Annotated in this window: 20 protein-coding genes; 8 read left to right on the forward strand and 12 right to left on the reverse strand. The window is 31.4% G+C overall.

The window, feature by feature from the left end; genetic code table 11:
• Position 1: 1 nt before the first annotated feature.
• Entirely contained in the window at positions 2–1,273 is a 1,272-nt protein-coding gene (locus CVIC12175_RS00510; protein ID WP_086315743.1) for an ArsB/NhaD family transporter, read from the forward strand.
• Positions 1,270–1,815: a metal-dependent hydrolase gene (locus CVIC12175_RS00515; protein ID WP_086315744.1), complete on the forward strand. Its 546-nt coding sequence runs from the start codon at positions 1,270–1,272 to the stop codon at positions 1,813–1,815. Before CVIC12175_RS00510 ends, CVIC12175_RS00515 begins: the two co-directional genes overlap by 4 nt.
• Positions 1,816–1,842: 27 nt before the next feature.
• On the opposite strand, the gene CVIC12175_RS00520 is transcribed toward CVIC12175_RS00515, so the two are convergent.
• Complete coding sequence (locus tag CVIC12175_RS00520; protein WP_086315745.1) at positions 1,843–3,138, reverse strand: glycosyltransferase family 8 protein; 1,296 nt, start codon at positions 3,136–3,138, stop codon at positions 1,843–1,845.
• Positions 3,139–3,226: 88 nt separating this feature from the next.
• On the opposite strand from CVIC12175_RS00520, the gene CVIC12175_RS00525 reads away from it, so the two are divergent.
• Genes CVIC12175_RS00525 through CVIC12175_RS00550 form a run of 6 tightly spaced genes read left to right on the forward strand, consistent with a single transcriptional unit; the run spans position 3,227 to position 8,752 of the window.
• Positions 3,227–4,354 (forward strand): glycosyltransferase family 4 protein, encoded by a 1,128-nt coding sequence (locus CVIC12175_RS00525; RefSeq protein ID WP_192940153.1) that lies wholly within the window; start codon positions 3,227–3,229, stop codon positions 4,352–4,354.
• Positions 4,344–5,396 carry a glycosyltransferase gene (locus tag CVIC12175_RS00530; protein ID WP_086315747.1) on the forward strand — a complete coding sequence of 351 codons (1,053 nt, stop codon included), beginning with the start codon at positions 4,344–4,346 and terminating at the stop codon, positions 5,394–5,396. The genes CVIC12175_RS00525 and CVIC12175_RS00530 overlap by 11 nt, the downstream gene beginning before the upstream one ends.
• Entirely contained in the window at positions 5,393–6,535 is a 1,143-nt protein-coding gene (locus CVIC12175_RS00535; RefSeq protein ID WP_086315748.1) for a glycosyltransferase family 4 protein, read from the forward strand. The genes CVIC12175_RS00530 and CVIC12175_RS00535 overlap by 4 nt, the downstream gene beginning before the upstream one ends.
• Positions 6,525–7,442 carry a glycosyltransferase family 2 protein gene (locus CVIC12175_RS00540; protein WP_086315749.1) on the forward strand — a complete coding sequence of 306 codons (918 nt, stop codon included), beginning with the start codon at positions 6,525–6,527 and terminating at the stop codon, positions 7,440–7,442. Before CVIC12175_RS00535 ends, CVIC12175_RS00540 begins: the two co-directional genes overlap by 11 nt.
• 9 nt (positions 7,443–7,451) lie before the next feature.
• Positions 7,452–8,546: a glycosyltransferase family 2 protein gene (locus CVIC12175_RS00545; protein ID WP_086315750.1), complete on the forward strand. Its 1,095-nt coding sequence runs from the start codon at positions 7,452–7,454 to the stop codon at positions 8,544–8,546.
• 20 nt (positions 8,547–8,566) lie between these two features.
• A complete protein-coding gene (locus CVIC12175_RS00550; RefSeq protein ID WP_152023626.1) occupies positions 8,567–8,752 on the forward strand; it encodes a hypothetical protein in 186 nt (61 codons plus the stop codon).
• Between the two features lie 354 nt (positions 8,753–9,106).
• Here CVIC12175_RS00550 and CVIC12175_RS00560 read toward each other — a convergent pair whose 3' ends face one another.
• The 11 genes from CVIC12175_RS00560 to CVIC12175_RS00610 form a co-directional block, all read right to left on the reverse strand.
• On the reverse strand, positions 9,107–10,741 hold the full coding sequence (locus CVIC12175_RS00560) for a motility associated factor glycosyltransferase family protein (RefSeq protein WP_086315753.1): 1,635 nt from the start codon (positions 10,739–10,741) through the stop codon (positions 9,107–9,109).
• A complete protein-coding gene (locus tag CVIC12175_RS00565; protein WP_086315754.1) occupies positions 10,735–11,118 on the reverse strand; it encodes a hypothetical protein in 384 nt (127 codons plus the stop codon). Before CVIC12175_RS00565 ends, CVIC12175_RS00560 begins: the two co-directional genes overlap by 7 nt.
• Positions 11,111–11,656, reverse strand: coding sequence for a UbiX family flavin prenyltransferase (locus tag CVIC12175_RS00570; RefSeq protein ID WP_086247583.1), 546 nt, complete (start codon positions 11,654–11,656; stop codon positions 11,111–11,113). The genes CVIC12175_RS00565 and CVIC12175_RS00570 overlap by 8 nt, the downstream gene beginning before the upstream one ends.
• Complete coding sequence (locus CVIC12175_RS00575) at positions 11,653–12,828, reverse strand: glutathionylspermidine synthase family protein (RefSeq protein ID WP_086315755.1); 1,176 nt, start codon at positions 12,826–12,828, stop codon at positions 11,653–11,655. Before CVIC12175_RS00575 ends, CVIC12175_RS00570 begins: the two co-directional genes overlap by 4 nt.
• Positions 12,829–12,993: 165 nt before the next feature.
• Positions 12,994–13,191 (reverse strand): hypothetical protein, encoded by a 198-nt coding sequence (locus CVIC12175_RS08490; protein WP_086303106.1) that lies wholly within the window; start codon positions 13,189–13,191, stop codon positions 12,994–12,996.
• Positions 13,192–13,243: 52 nt separating this feature from the next.
• Complete coding sequence (locus tag CVIC12175_RS00585; RefSeq protein WP_086303104.1) at positions 13,244–13,867, reverse strand: UPF0323 family lipoprotein; 624 nt, start codon at positions 13,865–13,867, stop codon at positions 13,244–13,246.
• Positions 13,868–13,919: 52 nt separating this feature from the next.
• Positions 13,920–15,035, reverse strand: a complete 1,116-nt coding sequence (locus CVIC12175_RS00590) for an N-acetyl sugar amidotransferase (protein WP_086316013.1) — start codon at positions 15,033–15,035, stop codon at positions 13,920–13,922.
• A 23-nt stretch (positions 15,036–15,058) separates the two neighbouring features.
• Positions 15,059–16,129, reverse strand: a complete 1,071-nt coding sequence (aroC, locus tag CVIC12175_RS00595; RefSeq protein ID WP_086315756.1) for a chorismate synthase — start codon at positions 16,127–16,129, stop codon at positions 15,059–15,061.
• A gap of 9 nt (positions 16,130–16,138) precedes the next feature.
• On the reverse strand, positions 16,139–16,816 hold the full coding sequence (rnc, locus tag CVIC12175_RS00600; protein ID WP_086256488.1) for a ribonuclease III: 678 nt from the start codon (positions 16,814–16,816) through the stop codon (positions 16,139–16,141).
• Complete coding sequence (rnhA, locus tag CVIC12175_RS00605) at positions 16,817–17,248, reverse strand: ribonuclease HI (RefSeq protein ID WP_086257195.1); 432 nt, start codon at positions 17,246–17,248, stop codon at positions 16,817–16,819.
• Positions 17,226–18,233 (reverse strand): tetratricopeptide repeat protein, encoded by a 1,008-nt coding sequence (locus tag CVIC12175_RS00610; protein ID WP_086257194.1) that lies wholly within the window; start codon positions 18,231–18,233, stop codon positions 17,226–17,228. Before CVIC12175_RS00610 ends, rnhA begins: the two co-directional genes overlap by 23 nt.
• Positions 18,234–18,249: the final 16 nt, after the last annotated feature.

Below are 18,249 nucleotides of genomic sequence, written 5' to 3' on the forward strand. Positions count from 1 at the left end.
TGTGGCGTTTGTAATCTTTGCTATATCGATGATATTAATCTATACTAGGCCATGTGGCTTTCCGGCGTGGGCTAGTGCATTAGCTGGTGGAATTGCTACTATTATCTTTGGCGTGGTGAGTATTCCAGTAGCTTTTGGAGTTTTGATGATGGTATGGGACTCTACGCTGGTGCTAGTAGCGCTTATTATCATCGCTATGGCTTTAGAAAAGATGGGATTTTTTGATAGTTTAGCTAGTAAGATTATATTGCTATGTGCTAAGGGTAATGATGGATACAAGGTTAGTACGCTTAAGTTTTTTATTATTATGATGTTATTTGGGTTATTTGTAGCGACATTTTTAGCAAACGATGGAGCGATTTTAGTTCTTACGCCACTAATTTTTGCTATATTTTCTAAGGATAAAAGCAAATTTGACCTAACTGCGCCACTAGTTGTATTTTTGCTATTTTTTGGTTTTTTGAGTGATTTTGGCTCTAATGCTTTGATTATCTCAAATCTTACAAATATTATAACTGCTAAGCTTTTTCATATCTCCTTTGGTGAGTATTTTAGCTCTATGATTTTGGCTCAATGTTTTGTTTTTATAGCTGCTTGTATGCTTTTTTGGGTTTTTATGGCTAGAAGGCTACCTAAGGAATTGGAATTTAATCTACCTTGTAAGGAGCTTAGTAAGGCTAGATTCATAATTTTGCTTAGTTTGCTTGTATCTTTGCCTTTTGGTAGTGCGATTTTTGAAGCAATGGATTTACCTATTAGTATGTTTATGATGTTTATAGCATTTATTGCTATAATGATGCAAAAAAGTGGAAAATTTGAGCTTTTCAAGCAGGCTCCATTTGGTGTAGTTATCTTTAGTGTAGGTCTTTTTGTAATGGTTTATGGCGTTGGGATGGCTGGAGTTTTGGATTTTTTGCGTTTAAATATTGAAAATCTTGCTAAATTAGATCGCTTTTTATCTTTGCTTAGTGTGGCTGTTGGTTCTAGTATTGGCTCAGCGCTAATCAATAATCTTCCTATGGTAATGCTAGGCGACTTAGCGCTTAGAGAGTTTGGAGCAGATAATGGGCTTGTATATGCACATCTGCTTGGATGTAATATCGGCTCAAAATTAACTCCAATTGGCTCGCTAGCTACACTGCTGTGGCTTGCAAGTTTAAAAAGATATGGAGTAAATATCAGGCTAATTGATTATTTTAAATTTGCTTTTATTTTTAGTTTTGGAGCTCTTTTGGCAGCTATTTTTGGGCTTTGGATCGGTCAAAGAATATGACTTTTAGAACGCATTTGGCTATTGGAGCGCTTGGGGTTATGGGGTTTGTAAGCGTGATTGATTTAAGTAAAGCTGATATGATGCTAGCTACTGGATTGATTTTGCTTGGGTCTGTATTGCCTGATATTGATGAGCCTAGAAGCTTTATTTCTAGAAAATTTCCTTTGATATCTAGATTAACAGCGATCTTTTTTGAGCATAGAGGGCCTACTCATTTTTTATTTATTCCAGTATTGCTCTTTATGGCGTGGGCGATTTTTGGGGTGATGGCTTGTGGGGCTTTGGGTTTTGGGATATTGATGCATCACATAGGTGATATGCTTACACCTAGTGGGATTTGTGGATATTTTTACCCTTTTAAAAAGCGATTTGTGATGAGAATTTTGCCTAAAAATTATGCTATTAAAACCGGCTCAAAACTTGAATTTAGCGTAGTATTACCTGCTATATTAGCACTAGATGGAGCGCTTGGTGCTAAAGTTTTAGGCATTGATATTGATATGGCAAAGATTTTAGATATTATGAGCTTGATTGGAGTTTAGCAGTGGGCTAAATTTACAATCAAACTCCTAAAGAAATTGCTTTGTATTATACTTTTTAAATATTTTTTTCATTTTATATATTTTTAGTAGCACGCTTAGGGCACCTTTTTTATGCTTTCTAGCGTATATTATCATCTCACCTAAAATACAACACAAGCCAAAAAGCTCACTAGAGATATTATCGCTACTTAAATTTGAATCATTTTGTGGATTATTTATTAGATTTTTAATGGCAAAATAGCCAAAAATCCCACTACTTACTCTTAAAATCTCAGCGCCTAAAGCTGCAAATAGCTTATACTCTTTTATATCTTTTTTCATCTCTAAAAGCTCATCTTTAAAATATGGAGTATCTAGGGCAAATTCCCACCAAATATCGTTTATATTTCTATTTTGGCTATCTGTATAGCTTTGTAAAAATCTCCATGGCTTTTCGCCATAGTGGATGATTTTTGGCTCTTTGTAGCTTTGCATAAACTCAGCTCTAGTGCAGTTTAGGCGATGTGGGTTTTCATCCTTGCAGATAGAAAAGCAAAAGCTAATTGATGAAAAATTATAAGCAATTGGTAGTTTAAGTAGTTTATCATTTGGGATTATAGCATTTAGTAGATCTTGGTCAGCAGCTTTTATGTATGTGCATTTTTGTGCTAAGGATTGGCATTTTTGTTCTATTTGGTTTTGTTTGTAGGCTTTGGTATTGATAAGTAAAAAGCCGGCATTAAAATAGTCATTTGTAAATTTATGCGTGATAGTTTGGTTATCTTGCTTATATTTTATTTTGCGTTTTTTACTGCCTGGGTCATTTATTGCAGCTAAAATATTATCTCCTAAATCAATAGCAAAAAGCTCCCTAATATCAAACAAACACAGCATATCAGCATCTAGATACAAGCATCTATCTATGCTAGGGTCTAGATAGGATTCAAGCTTTAATCTATAATATGTTAAAAAATTACTATGGGCTGCTCCAGAGATTGGAAAGTTAGAAAACTCTTTATCATCTATTATATGGGTTAGAATTTGGCATGGATATATTTGATTAAGCTCGCTTTGAAGGGAATTTAGTTTGTTTTGAGTTTGGCTTGATATATTATCGCTAAGAATGTGAAAGATATAGCCTTCTTGCTTTTGCTCATTGCTTAAATCATCAAAATTAATAGCTTTATAACTGCTAAATGAGCTATCTTTTGGCGCATCAAAGCCACTATTTTTACATATATCTTTAAAGCTTAAATTTGTATTTGTATTTTTAATTATACTATTTATAAGTACTGCTGTATATTTGATATAATTCTCATCTGAACTAAATATAATATGAAACATTTTAAGCCTTTTTTAGCTTGAATTATAGCAAAATATGGTAAGATTTAACTCATTAATTTTACTTGCCAACTTTAAGGGGTGTATGATTTTGAAGAAAATATTGATAGTTGTTCCTGATTTAAGTATAGTTGGCGGCAGGGAGCGTGTTGTAGCGAATTTGAGTAATGAGCTTGTTAAAAATTATAAAATTTATATAACTAGTATATTTAATGCTAATAAAAATATAGTATTTGATTATAGTAAAAATATAGAATTAATAAAATTATCTGATATTAAAGAAATCACCTTACCAAATGTAAAAAACCAATTTTTTAAAATTTTACGTGAATTAGCTAGACCGTTAGTTAGATTTGCAAATAGAATAATTATAAAAATAATGAGCAGGCGTTTTATAAAATTAGCAAAAAAAATTGAGCCAGATTTTATTATCGATAATAGTGATAGTTTTATCAATGGTAAATTTGTTTTAAAAAATAGTGCTGTAATTAAACTTATTCATGGCAAATTTGATATTTATAAGAATTTTAATTTAGATGGTTTGCAAAATTTTGTATTGCTTTCTTCTCAAGAGCTTGATAGCTATAAAACAAAATACCCAAATTCTAATTTTTATATCATTCCAAATTTCCTCCCAAATATCTCAAATTTAAATACTAATTACTCACAAAAAGTAGTTGTAAGCGTAGGTAGGCTATCAAAAGAAAAAGGCTTTCTTCGTTTAATAGATATTTGGAAATTAATTCAAGATAGCAAAGAATTCAAAGATTGGAAACTACATATTGTAGGAGATGGTGAGTTAAAAGAGAAGATAGAAAATAAGATAAAAGATCTAAATTTAACTAACTCTATAATATTAAAACCATTTACTAAAGATGTAGAGAGTGAGTATCTAAGTGCTAGTATATATGCTATGACAAGCCATTTTGAAGGGTTTGGAATGGTTCTTATAGAGGCTCAGTCTTATGCATTACCAACCATATCATTTGATATTGCAACTGGTCCAAGAGATATAATAGAAGATGAAAAAAGTGGATATCTGATAGAAGATAACAATCTTAATGAATACGCAACTAAACTAAAAACTCTGATGAGTGATGAAAATCTAAGAGCTAAAATGGGAGCAAAAAGCAAAGAGATAGTTAAAAGTAAATTTAGTAAAGATGTTGTAATGAAACAGTGGATGGAGTTGTTTGAAAGGTTAAAAAATGCAAAATAGCCCAAAAGTATCAATCATAATTCCAGTATATAATGTAGAAAAATATTTAAGAGAGTGTTTAGATTCAGTAGTTAATCAAACTCTAAAAGATATAACAATAATCTGTGTAAATGATGGTTCAACTGATTCTAGTTTAGAAATTTTAAAAGAGTATGCTAAAAACGATAGTAGAATTCATATCGTAGATAAGATAAATGGCGGACTTGGTGCAGCTAGAAATTCAGGTATAAAATATCTAATAGATAATAATATAAATCCTAAATATATCTATTTTGCAGATTCAGATGATTGGCTAGATATTCAAGCTTTAGAAAAACTATATAATAAATCACAAGAGTCAAATTCGGATATATGCATAATGAGTTTATTGCTATACATAGAGAAAGATAAAAGAATAGAATCAAGTGATTATTTTAAAACCGATTGTTATAAGATTAGAAAAAATAATGTATGTGATTATAGTGAAATTAAAAATGCATTATTTGGACGCTTTGGAGCATTTTTAAAATTTTATTCATATGAATTTTTAATAAATTCCCTATGGGAAAATGAAGAATTCTATCCACAAAATTTACTTTTTGAAGATGTATATCCGCATATTAAATCCTTAATACTAGCTAAAAGAATCGCATTTTTAGATGAGGCTTTGTATTATTACCGTATTAGAGAAGGCTCCATAATGACGTCTAGTGCAAAAAGCAAAAGAACTTTTGATATTTTTAAATCAATTTATATGGTGGAAAATTTTTTAAAAAATAAGCAACTGCTAAATGAATTAAAAGATAATTTTATGGAATTCATATGCGAATTAATTCAAGGGCATTATTTTTGTTGTCCATTGGAATATAGGGATGAATTTGCTACAGAAGCCAAAAAATATTTATCTAAATTTGATGATTCTTTTTATTCGCTAAATAAAATAAAAAAACAGCATTTAAAGTTAATGTTAAATTTAAATAATCCATATGATAAAAAATTAATTAAAATAAAAAATAAAATTATATATAGATTTAATAGGTTAAAGTGGAGTTTGGGAATATGAAAATTTTGCTAATTATAGATGATGCAACTATTGTTGGCGGAGTTGAAAGAGTTGTATCGAATTTGAGTAATACTTTTTTGGAAAATAAACATGAAATTTGCGTTATTAGTTTATATGGATATGATAAAAAAGATCGAAAACTCCCATTTTTATATGAAGAACAGATTAAGCTATATTTTTTAAAGCATATACATTCTAAAGAGCTTCGGTCTTTGCAAGTATCTAATATATTTTTAAAACTTTTGAGAGAGATTTTGCGACCAGCTGTTCAAACTATAAATTTTTTTATAAAAAGAAGCAAATTATCGGAATTTAAAAATATTATTTCAAATTTTAAACCAGATTTTATTCTTGATAATTCATATTCTTCTATATTTGATAATTATTTGTCTAATCAAAAAGCTATAAAAGTAATTCATATTGGTTTTGATATTTATAAAAATGTAGAGTTAAAACATGAAAACATAATATTACTCTCATCTAAAGAGCTTGATAGCTATAAAACAAAATACCCAAATTCTAATTTTTATATTATTCCAAATTTTCTCCCAAATATCTCAAATTTAAATACCAATTATTCTCAAAAATGTGTAGTATCAATAGGTCGTATGGATAGGAGTAATCAAAAAGGCTTTCTTCGCTTAATAGATATTTGGAAGTTAATTCAAGATAGCAGTGAGTTTAAAGATTGGAAACTACATATCGTAGGAGATGGCGAGCTAAAAGAGAAGATAGAAAATAAGATAAAAGATCTAAATTTAACTAACTCTATAATATTAAAACCATTTACTAAAGATGTAGAGAGCGAGTATCTAAGTGCTAGTATATATGCTATGACAAGCCACTTTGAAGGACTCCCTATGGTGCTTATAGAAGCTCAGTCTTATGCCTTGCCAACCATAGCCTTTGATATCGCCACAGGCCCAAGCGATATAATAGAAGATGATAAAAGTGGATATCTGATAGAAGATAATAACCTTAATGAATACGCAACTAAACTAAAAACTCTAATGAGTGATGAAAATCTAAGAGCTAAAATGGGAGCAAAAAGCAAAGAGATAGTTAAAAGTAAATTTAGCAAAGATGTTGTAATGAAACAGTGGATGGAGTTGTTTGAAAGGTTAAAAAATGCAAAATAGCCCAAAAGTATCAATCATAATTCCAGTATATAATGTAGAAAGATATATATCTGAGTGTTTGGATTCTTGTATTAATCAAACCCTGCAAGATATAGAGATTATAATCGTAGATGATTGTGGAAGCGATAAAAGTATAGATATAGTAAAAGAGTATGCCAAAAAAGATAGTAGAATAAAGATTATTTATAATAAACAAAATCAAGGGCCATTCGTTAGTAGGAATAATGCTGCTATACAAGCTAGTGGAGAATACTTTTTATGTTTGGACTCGGATGATTTTTTAGATTTAAAAGCTTGTGAGATAGCATATAATGCTACTAAAGATGGGTATTATGATATTGTTAAATTTAATGTTTATAATTATGATGGAAATACTTGCTGGCATATGGAGTGGGTAACTTTAAATAATTATAGTTTTGAGTCCTTAGAAGAATATGCTAATTATATTTATAGACAAAAAGATTATCCTAGATGGAATTTGGCTTTTATGATGGTTAAAAGAGATATCTATTTAAAAGCTTTTGAAATTTTAAATTTAAAAGATAGAATTACAATGGCAGAGGATGCTTTGATGAGTTTTGTACTTTGTAATTTATCTAATAAATTTTGTTATATTTGTGATATTTTGTATTACTATCGTCAAAATGAGAATTCAACAACTAAAAGTAGCTGTAATAATGTAATTGAAAAAAATATACAAGACCTTATATTTGTAATTAATAAAATAAAAGAAATTTCAAAAAAGTATAAATTTAATACTAAAATTACTAAATTATATATAATTTATTTGCGATATTGCGAATACAATATAAGGAAACAGCATAAAAAAATCAATAAGATTATATTTAAAATATATAATAAATATTTTAAATATAATAGAAGTTTAAGAGTTAAATTTGGGATTTAAAGGCATAAAGTGGGCAAGATTAAAGTATCAATAATAATTCCAGTATATAATGTAGAAAAATATTTAAGAGAGTGTTTAGATTCAGTAATTAATCAAACTCTAAAAGATATAGTAATAATCTGCATAAATGATGGTTCAACTGATTCTAGTTTAGAAATTTTAAAAGAGTATGCTAAAAACGATAGTAGAATTCATATCGTAGATAAGATAAATGGCGGACTTGGTGCAGCTAGAAATTCAGGTATAAAATATCTAATAGATAATAATATAAATCCTAAATATATCTATTTTGCAGATTCAGATGATTGGCTAGATATTCAAGCTTTAGAAAAACTATATAATAAATCACAAGAGTCAAATTCAGATATATGTATAATGGAGATTGCGCGATATATTGAAGCAACTAATAAAATAGACAAAGAAGATCCTTGGTATACAAATAAGTGTTATAAAATTAGAAAAAATGATGTATGTAGTTTTGATGAAATTAAATCAGTTTTATTTTCTAGTTGTTGTGTGGCATATTGTCATTTGTATTCATATCAATTCTTAATAAATTCCCTATGGGAAAATGAAGAATTTTATCCACAAAATTTACTTTTTGAAGATGTATATCCGCATATTAAATCCTTAATACTAGCTAAAAGAATCACATTTTTAGATGAGTCTTTGTATTATTACCGTATTAGAGAAGGCTCTATAATAGCATCTAGCGCAAAAAGTAAAAGAATTTTTGATATTTTTAAAACTTTTGATTTAATAGAAAATTTCTTAATAGAGCAGAATTTAATGAATGAATTAAAAATTGATTTTTATAATTATGTATGTTGTAGTATAAATTCGAAGTTATCTTTGATCGATTTTAAAAAGGAGTTTGCTAAAGAAGCTAAAAAGTATTTATCTAAATTTAATGACTCTTTTTTGTCATCTAAAAAATTAAAAAAACAGCATTTAAAGTTAATGTTAAATTTAAATAATCCATATGATAAAAAATTAATTAAAATAAAAAATAAAATTATATATAGATTTAATAGGTTAAAGTGGAGTTTGGGAGTTGGGGGGGGGGTGCTAAGAGAGTTATATGCAATTTTAGTAATTCTTTAATTACTAGTGGATATGAAGTGATGGTTTTTAGTATTGCACTTAGCAAGCAATGTCCTTATGAATACCACCAAGAAGTTGCAATTAGATTTATTAAAGAAAATGTAAAATCTAAAGGATTGGCAAAGGTTTTACACGAGATAAAAAGATTAATAATGCCTATAAAAAAATGGAATGCAATCAAAAAAGAGTTATATTTAAACAAATAATTAATGAATTTAATCTAGATTTTATAATATGCCACACTCATTTTGATACTAGTTTGACTAAAATATTTAAAAAAATGCAAGATAAAATTATTAAAGTTGTACATAATTCTTTTGATACTTATGAAAAATGGCAAATAGATCTAAATATTTATAAAAATAGTTTTTAAAATTTATGATAAATATTTTAGATTTAAACGAAGACTAAGAGTTAAATTTGGAGTCTAATACTTATTAACATAAATACTTTGATTAAAGATTATTATGCTCATTTTATTTACTTGTAGCGATGGCAATCTGGCAAATAAGCTAAAACTAAAAACTACTACATAATAATTAGATAGTGAGATTAAAGCCCTAAACCTCCCACCCATCAAGTGCATTTTGTAGCGTATCAATTGTAGTTTCTATCATTCCAGCTAGGCTAAAGAAGTAGTATCCATGCTGACGCACATACTCAAAAATTTTCTTATCACGCTCATTTTTGTTGGCTTCAGGACGCACCATCATAGCAGTAAATTCAAGCTCTTGATGCACGCAAAAGTTATACGCAGTATACATATATAAATCGCCAAAGCTCTTATCAGCGTCTAATGTAGCCTTTAAGCGATCAATTCTATCTTTTAGCTCGTAGAATTTGGCATATCGCGGCTCTTTGTTAGCGGCTAAATCTCTATCAGCACTCTCTACTAATTTGCTAATTCTTTTAAATAGCTCTTTTATCAGCTCGTTTCTTTCCTTGCCAACTTTGATGAAATTCTCTATAATCTCTTTTTGTTTAGCTAGTTTGATCTGACTATCTTGGGTTGAGATTGGCTCAGGTTTTACTAATATTTTTTCTATGTTTTTAGATATGATTTCATCTACAAGCTCTTTAAAAGGCTTTTCTATAGTTCCTTTTATTCTAGATCCACCCTCAGTGGCATTATATACCTTAACATCAGTATATGAACTAAGCGTATCTATCATCATTTCAAAATACTCTCTAAATAGATCCCAAGTCTTAATAGATTTAACATAAGTTTTACCACCATATCCTAAGACTGTAGTGATATTTGGCTCATACTCTTTAGATGAGATAGTAGGTGAAGTCTCGCCCAATACCATTCCCTTAGCATGTGTAGTTCCATCGCTTGCCATAGCTAAATCTTGACCTATAAATATTATTTGCTTACACCCTAGATCAATAGCTAAATCAAATGCAAAGTGAGCCGTACTTGGTCCTTTACACATATAGTTTTTGCTATCTTCTTGCAATGCATATTCAAATCTTAAAGGCTTATGAGCAAAAGCCACATCTCTGCCATTTAAAAGCTTAATGGTGTTTGGATGAATAAGCGAACTTACTACAAATGTTATGCCATTATCAAATTGACTTACTTGAGTATCAAAAAATTTCCCACTAAGTTCTATTCTCTCCATAGTAGTAACAAAGTCTGGTTTTAGATTATTTTGTTTTAAAATCGGATATGAAGCATCAGCAGATATGATAATAGCATATGGTTGGACTCTTCTTAAAAGCTCAAGTTGCTTAGTTAGACTAGGTCCTGTAGAGACTATGATGGCTGTTTGATTGCGATTTTGATTTAAATTTAAAATATCTTTTAAGCTATAATTAGCATAAAATTTAGGCATATTTTCTACTACATGCTTGATTCCTATTAGCGTATCTTCTGCAGAATTACCAGCTGCTTTAATATTTAAAAGCTGTACATTTAACAAGTTTTTATTTAAAGAGTTAGCACTTGTTTGATAATTTTTAGCATAGTAATCATTATAGATATGAAAGTCATAGCTTCTAAGATTGTAGGTAATATCTTTTGAATTGCAAAGTATATGCAAGTAGGCTTCATTTAAAAAACTAGGACAAAAGGTCAAAAATCTATCATCTTTTATATCTTTACTAAAGTCATTTAGATGAAAAACTATAAAAAATATCTCTAATTCTGGTTCAAATACTACAATCTTTTTATGATTTTTATTCTCTAGCAAAGATTTATAGAAGTTTCCATTACCAAGACCGTAGAAAATAGCGATGGATATAAAGCATACTCTTTTTTAAATTTATCTAGCATTGCTTGAGTGTGTTGTGCTGGAGAGCCGCTATAAATAGGCTCTTTGGTGTGAGTATTGATGATATTTATATCTAGGGTGCTTTTGCCAGCAAATACATCAAATTTGCTATTGCTTTTTAAATCATAAATAGCTTTAGCTAGTATGAAATTTATAGAACAGAGCGCAATTATATTATTGATAAATGGAGTTGTTCCACCATTTGCTTTAATATCTTGATCGATTGCGTTATGAAGCTCTTTTACCGCATTTGGATCTACTTGGTGATTATAATTTTTATGAAATATATTATCCATTCCATCGCCTTATTAGATTGTGCTTTATTTTTAGACTATCTAGCCATTTGGCTATTATGAAATTTTCAGCCTCATCAATGCTACTAGGCTGTGTATAGTATCCTAAAATTGGAGGCGCAATTCCTACTCCAAGAGCTGCAAGATCTGCCATTTGACGCAGTGAAATAGCACTTAAAGGGGTTTCTCTTACGGCTAAGATTAGATTTCTTCTTTCTTTTATCATTACTGCAGCTGCTCTTAAGAGTAGATTATCACCAATTCCGCAACTAATCTTAGCCAAAGTATTAATAGAACAAGGTGCTACTATCATAGCATCATACATAGCTGAACCACTAGCTGGAGCTGCGCTAATATCATCTATATCATAAATTTGAATTTGCTTATTTATCTCTATGCTTAGACTCTCTTTTTGCATCGATAGTTTGGCATTTTGGGTGATGATTAGGCTGGTATTGATATTTAGACTTGCTGTAGTATTAGCTAGTTTGATACCAAGATGAGCCCCGCTAGCTCCGCTGATTGCTACTATTAGCTTCACTCTATTATATGTCCTACAAATTTAGAGTAATTATCTATTATATCTTTACCTTTTCTAAAGCCTAGGGCACACCCTTCAAAGGCAAAAAACATACCAGCTTGATAGCTATTGCCGTTTTCATCTTTAGCAAAATCAGCAAACTCTTGATATAAAAATTTGCCATTTGCATACTCTCCATCATTTTGTATCTCTATGCTACCATCGCTATTTATTATAGATACATTTGCACCCTCTCTGGCTAAAAATGGCTTTTTGACCTGCTTTTTGCCATTTAATGGCTCAAAGCTTGATTCTAAAAGTAATGGGTGATTTGGATATAAATCCCATAAAATTTTCATAATTCCTTTACTTTGAAATAATAAAGTATAGGCTGGATTTAAAATTATGGCTTTTTGGTTTTTGATTATGTTTTTTATGATTAACGCTAGGTCGCTCTCATCAATGGCAATCATCTCCCATGGAATTAGCTTAAACCAGTATTCCCAGTTTTGTCCATTCCAAAATATACCATTTTCATCATCAAAGCTCACCTCACTGGCAAAGGCAAAATCACACTCAAACCCAGCATCTCTAGCTGAAGCCTCAAGCAGTCTTGTAGTATTTTCATCTTCGCTACTACCAGCTATAGAGCTAAAAAGAATCTTCCATCCTTCATAATACTCATCAAATCTACTAGTATCTTCTTCAAGAGTGATTAGGCGTTTGAAGTTTTCAACTAGTGCTTCATAGACATCATTAAACTGAGCTGCCTCATCAAGATTGTTAAATTTAAGCATTGCCCATTGGATTATCGCTGTTTCAAAAAGACTTGTAGGCGTATCGGCGTTAAATTCAATTAATTTAATAGGCTTACCATCTATACCCCCAGCTAAATCAAATCTACCATAAAGATGCCAATGAACATCATTTTCCCAGCTAGCTTTAATGATATCCACTAGATTAAATGGAATCCCAAGTTCATGGAATAGATCATTATTAATAACATACTCAGCAGCAACTACATACATATCATATAGCTCATTTGTCGCTTCATAAAATGCCTCGGCTTCATCTTGGGTTATGCTTACTAGCTCATTAGATATATATCTGCTACCATCAAGATCGGTATGCCAGCCAAAGCCGATACTTTCTAAATATCCATTATCAAGTGGTTCAATTTTTTTAAGCTTCACTTTTATCCTTTTTATTTTTACATTTATTGTAGCTTTAAGCCATCAAATATATAGTTTATAATCAAACCTAATTTATTAAACACTCTTTGCAATTTCTTGCATTTTTGCCATTAGCTTTGTGCGTTCAGACTCGCTTGGATTGCCATAGAGTAGCTGATTCATAGCTTACATAAAGTCAAATGTAGCAAAAAGCTTAGAGTCGCTATTTGCCATATTTGATGCGTTTGAGATGGCTGAGGTTAATTTTGAATTATCGCTAGATAGATCTTGCAAAATTTTATCAAATTTGGCATTTTGACTCATAATAGCTTGGTTTTTAGCTATATTTATTAGCTTGGTATTTAGTTCATTATTAATTATCATATCTTTGCCTTTGTGAATTTAAATAAAACAAGCAAAATCTAAGCCAAAATCATCATCCTCCAGTAGCTTGGCTTGAGCCACTACCACTTCCACCGCCAAAAAATCCACTTCTACCACTATTTCCAGCTTTTGAAGCAGCGCTTGCAGTTCCAGCTCTATTAAAGCTATTTACGCTTCTATTATATGCACTTGGATTTTTATATGCATTTTGGCGACTGTTTTGATAGGCTGGATTATTAAATAGTTTTGAGCCTATCCAGCTTCCTATTATCGCTCCAGCTGCGCTAGCTAGTATCGCTTCGCCTAATCCTAGGCCACCGCTTCCGCTACTTAGGGTTGAGTTTGTTAGGCCACTTTCTCCAGCTTCAATTTTGGCATTTTCTTCTTGAAGTAGTTTATCTATTTCAGCTTGACTTAGTAGTCTTTCGCTCATTGTGCCATCTGCACCAGCCTCACGCAAGAATATTCTAGTCTCATTGCTTGGAAACTCATCAGCAATCTTATAGCTTCCATCGCTATTTTTTTCTATAAAAACAGTTGCGCCTTGCTTTTGAACTGTCTGTTCTAAAGATGAGCCTGTAGAGCCACTCTCTCCACATCCTGCCAAACCAAAGGCCATTATAGCACCAACTCCACTGGCAACGCCTATATCTTTTAATCTTTTGATATGTTTCATAGCTTTCCTTTATTGTAAAGTTTGATTATAAAAATATATATTAAATTCAAATTTAACCTATCTCATATTTTAGCTTATACTCGCCAAATTCATTTTTAGTAAATATCTCTTTATTATAATGACTTTCAACAATTTGCCAAAATTTAGATTTACTAATACCGATAAAATTACAAAAATCCTCTACACATCTAGGATCTAATGCATGATCTCTTTCTTTTACTAGCTCAATGGCTTTGGCTCTATCTAATAGCCCATATCTTACCAACCTAGCAGCATAATCTGTAGCTGTGGCATGGCCAAATTTAGGATATTTCATCCATGCATGCACAGTATATGCTACAGTATCAACCTGGTCAAAATCCTCAATAGTATGGGTTCTATCCCATTCGCTTTTTAAATCGCTAAAGCCTCTGCTTTTTGCAAAAATATAGTTAGAATATGAGTTCCATTTAATAAAATAGCTTAGATATATTGGCTCAAGGCTATCTATATAGTTTGAACTAGCTGGATCATAAAATAATTGCAGATCTTTTGGGTCTATATCTACCCCGCTTAGATCTATATCGCTAGCTACGCCATTTAAAAATATATCCTTAGCACTTGGAGTCTCAGCTGCGTCGCTACCACCATACTCATAGCTTACATTTTCACCATAAATTAAAAGTGGAGTATTAAATTTAGCTGCCATAGCAAATGGATAGCTATATATTAGGCGATCTATATACCAAGTAGGTTTGCCATATTTTTCAAATGTATATAGCATTAAGGCTTTTTGAGTTTTGATATTTGGTTTTAAAGAGATTATATGGCAACCAAACTCTTGACTTAAATTTCTTAAATTACTCTTTCCAGCATTTGTCATTGTAAAATTATCTTCAACGCTAAAAAGAACCGGATTCATTCCAAGCTTCTCTTTCATTATATGCACTTGAAAATGGCTATCTTTGCCGCCACTTACAGCAATAGCGCAATCATAATCATTTGAGCCATTTCTGCCCCTATGCTTATCACATAAAGCCTCAAGCTCTTTAAATCTGGCTTTATAATCGATTTTTTGTTTATTTTCGTGATTTATACATGCGCTACACTTTAGTCTCTCATCGCTTAAAGTAGTAAATTTAATCCCAGGCCTACTATCTGGCATAACGCAAAAATCACAATATCTCATCAACCCCCCCCCTAAAACTTTATTCATTCATATATCCTTTTTAAATTATTTAAATTTGCACTTGCATTTAAAAGTAGCATATCAGCAATGACTAGTCTAGCCATAGCAGTAGCTACTACACTCCCACGCACGCCGATGCATGGGTCATGTCTGCCACGAAGCTCACATATAACCTCATTGCCATCTAAATTTATTGTTGGTTGGGCTTTAAAAATGCTTGGCGTTGGTTTAAAATGGCTTTTTATAACTATATCATTGCCATTACTAATTCCGCCTAAGATTCCACCGCAATGATTGGTGATAAAGCCATTTTTATTCATACAATCATTATTAAAACTTCCTAGCATAGTAGCAACATTTATTCCATCGCCTATCTCTACGCCTTTGACTCCATTTATCCCCATCATCGCACTGGCTAAAGCAGCATCAAGTTTATTATAAAGCACCTCCCCAAGCCCAGCTGGGGCGTCTTTTATGATGGTTAAAACAGTAGCGCCTAAGCTATCATTATCATTTTTTGTGTTTAAGATTAGCTCTTTAGCGCTATCTTGGTTACTTTGATCAGCCCAAAAAATTTCACTAGAATTAGCAAAATCAAAATCAATCTCTTTTGCTTTTATATCTCCAATTTGCGTTACACAGCTTTGTACGCTTATGCCAAATTCGGCTAGCAACAAGGCCGCAAATGCCCCACCAGCTACACGGCACGCACTCTCTCTAGCGCTACTTCTGCCACCGCCCCTATGATCTCTAATGCCAAATTTAGCAAAATATGTATAATCGGCATGTCCTGGACGAAATAGATCTTTGATATTATCATAATCTTTGGAGTGTTGAGAGGTATTAGCAATTACAAATCCAACTGGACATCCAGTGGTAAATCCATCATAAATTCCACTTAAAATCTCAACCTTATCGCTCTCTTTTCTAGATGTAGCGTATTTGCCTCCTGGGCGTCTTTTATCAAGTTCATTTTGTATAAACTCCATATCAACTTTAATGCCAGCTGGAAGGCCATCTATTATTCCACCTATGGCCGTTCCGTGGCTCTCTCCAAAAGTGCTTAATTTAAGCTTATTGCCAAATGTATTCATAATTGACCTTTAAATTATATTTTTTAACATCTCTAAAGCCTTTAAAGCACAAGCTTGTTCGGCTGCTTTTTTGCTATTTCCAGTAGCTCTTGCTATCTCTTTGCCATTTAATAATACTGCCATTTCAAAGCTTTTTTTATGATCTGGCCCACTAGAGCTAATTAGTTCATATTTTGGTGCTGTGCCTATTTGGGCTTGGGTTATTTCTTGAAGTGTAGTTTTGTAATCTTTAGTTAGCGAGTTTAGATTGATATCTGGAAAGTTTTTTTCTAATAAATCTATAAAGATTACTTTGACGCTATCTAATCCACTCTCTAAGTATATCGCTCCCATTAAAGCTTCTAAGGCGTCGCTTATTAAGCTTTGTTTATCTCTACCGCCGTTATTTTCTTCAGCTGGTGAGAGATATAAAAACTCTCCAAGCTTAAGCTCTTTAGCGATTTTGGCTAGACTATCTTCATTTACTAATGAGGCTCTTAGTTTGCTTAAATCTCCTTCGCTTTGGGTGCTGAATTTATGATAGAGATACTCACCAACTATTAAATCTAGCACCGCATCGCCTAAAAATTCAAGCCTTTCGTTATTTATAGAGCTTTTGATGCTTTTGTGAGTTATGGCCTCTTTTAATAGATTTATATTTTTAAATTCATATTTTAGAAGCTTTTGAATTTGCTTTAGTTTGTCCATCTATTGCTCCTGTTTTTGTAAATTTGTCGCAGCTTCTCTAGCTAGCTTATCACATAGTTCATTTTGTGGATGGCCAGCGTGAGCTTTTATCCAATGAGCTTTGACTTGATGAGTTTGGATTAGACTATCAAGCTCTTGCCAAAGCTCTACATTTTTGACATTTTTATATCCTTTTTTCTTCCAGCCATCTAGCCATATATTTATCCCATTTGCTACGTAGCTACTATCAGTATAGAGATTTACACAGCATGGCTCTTTTAATGCTTTTAAGCCATTTATTACTGCTAAAAGCTCCATTTGATTATTTGTAGTATTTGGCACAGAACCACTGGCATTTTTGCTGTGAATTCCAAACTCTAAAATATAGGCCCAACCACCAGGGCCAGGATTATTTAAGCAACTTCCATCACTAAAAAGCGATACTGTCTTCATCGCTCTCCTTTATAACATTTGGAATAATAGCACAACTTCCAAGCCTAGCGCAGTGATTACATCTATAAAAAAATAGTGGATATGAGCTTTTGCACTCGCTACAAATATAGCTAAAGCTTAGTGTAGCATTTAGGCCATTTGCATTGGCAGTTTTGAGAAGTTTTAGATTAAAATCATTAATTGGTATATCATTTTTGCCTTTAGCACTATATAGCTCCATATACTCATCACCATCTAATACTCCATCATTTGTGTATAAAATATCTATGCAGTGGTTTAAATTTGGTTTTGATTTTATCTCATTTATATCTTTATTATTTGCTATATATAGCTCTAATATCATACGATCTATTAGCTTAAACTCGCTAGAGAGTTTTTTAAATTTGGCTATTTTTTGATCGAAATTTATATCGCTATTTTTAAGTTTTAATGCCTTTGTATAGGCGATTTGCTCAGCAACTTCTATCTCTTGTTCGCTTAGAGCGTCTAAAACCTCAAGGCTTTGATCATACATTCTAAGTTTTTCAAACCCAAGCCCAAGATGGCTAAGCGCATCAATATTTTTAGGACTGATTTTAATCGATTCTAAAAATACCTCTGTGGAGCGTTGTATAAAACCAGCTTTTAGATAAACTTTGCCTAAATTTAAGAATATAAACTCTTTTTCGCTCTTTTTAGTTGCTTTTTTAAGAGCAATTAGATATATGCTAATAGCTTTGTTAAAATCTCCACTTCTAGCAAATATCCCAGCTAAAACTCCAAGCGAATTTGAATCTATATCAAGATTTAGTAGCATATCTTGATATTTTTGGTCTAGATTGCTTTGAGATTGAAATTTATTGACAAATTTATCTATGCTATTTTTTTGATCTTTAAGCGAAAAAACTCCCCAAAAATAGCTAAAAATAGCTACCAAAAGAAGTACGCTAAAAAGCACAATAAGCCCAAAAATAGGATCTCTATACTCAATGAAAAAAAAGTCCAAACCAAACTACCTTGCT

It is taken from the genome of Campylobacter vicugnae (genome assembly GCF_002139875.1).
GTDB classification, from domain to species: Bacteria; Campylobacterota; Campylobacteria; order Campylobacterales; family Campylobacteraceae; genus Campylobacter; species Campylobacter vicugnae.

Coding starts and splice junctions, on each gene's coding strand:
- CVIC12175_RS00550 (WP_152023626.1), top strand. CDS start 8,567: ATGGTTTTTAGTATTGCACTTAGCAAGCAATGTCCTTATGAATACCAC.
- CVIC12175_RS00520 (WP_086315745.1), bottom strand. CDS start 3,138: ATGTTTCATATTATATTTAGTTCAGATGAGAATTATATCAAATATACA.
- CVIC12175_RS00585 (WP_086303104.1), bottom strand. CDS start 13,867: ATGAAACATATCAAAAGATTAAAAGATATAGGCGTTGCCAGTGGAGTT.
- CVIC12175_RS00530 (WP_086315747.1), top strand. CDS start 4,344: ATGCAAAATAGCCCAAAAGTATCAATCATAATTCCAGTATATAATGTA.
- CVIC12175_RS08490 (WP_086303106.1), bottom strand. CDS start 13,191: ATGATAATTAATAATGAACTAAATACCAAGCTAATAAATATAGCTAAA.
- CVIC12175_RS00565 (WP_086315754.1), bottom strand. CDS start 11,118: ATGGATAATATATTTCATAAAAATTATAATCACCAAGTAGATCCAAAT.
- CVIC12175_RS00515 (WP_086315744.1), top strand. CDS start 1,270: ATGACTTTTAGAACGCATTTGGCTATTGGAGCGCTTGGGGTTATGGGG.
- rnhA (WP_086257195.1), bottom strand. CDS start 17,248: ATGAAGACAGTATCGCTTTTTAGTGATGGAAGTTGCTTAAATAATCCT.
- aroC (WP_086315756.1), bottom strand. CDS start 16,129: ATGAATACATTTGGCAATAAGCTTAAATTAAGCACTTTTGGAGAGAGC.
- rnc (WP_086256488.1), bottom strand. CDS start 16,816: ATGGACAAACTAAAGCAAATTCAAAAGCTTCTAAAATATGAATTTAAA.
- CVIC12175_RS00590 (WP_086316013.1), bottom strand. CDS start 15,035: ATGAGATATTGTGATTTTTGCGTTATGCCAGATAGTAGGCCTGGGATT.
- CVIC12175_RS00535 (WP_086315748.1), top strand. CDS start 5,393: ATGAAAATTTTGCTAATTATAGATGATGCAACTATTGTTGGCGGAGTT.
- CVIC12175_RS00540 (WP_086315749.1), top strand. CDS start 6,525: ATGCAAAATAGCCCAAAAGTATCAATCATAATTCCAGTATATAATGTA.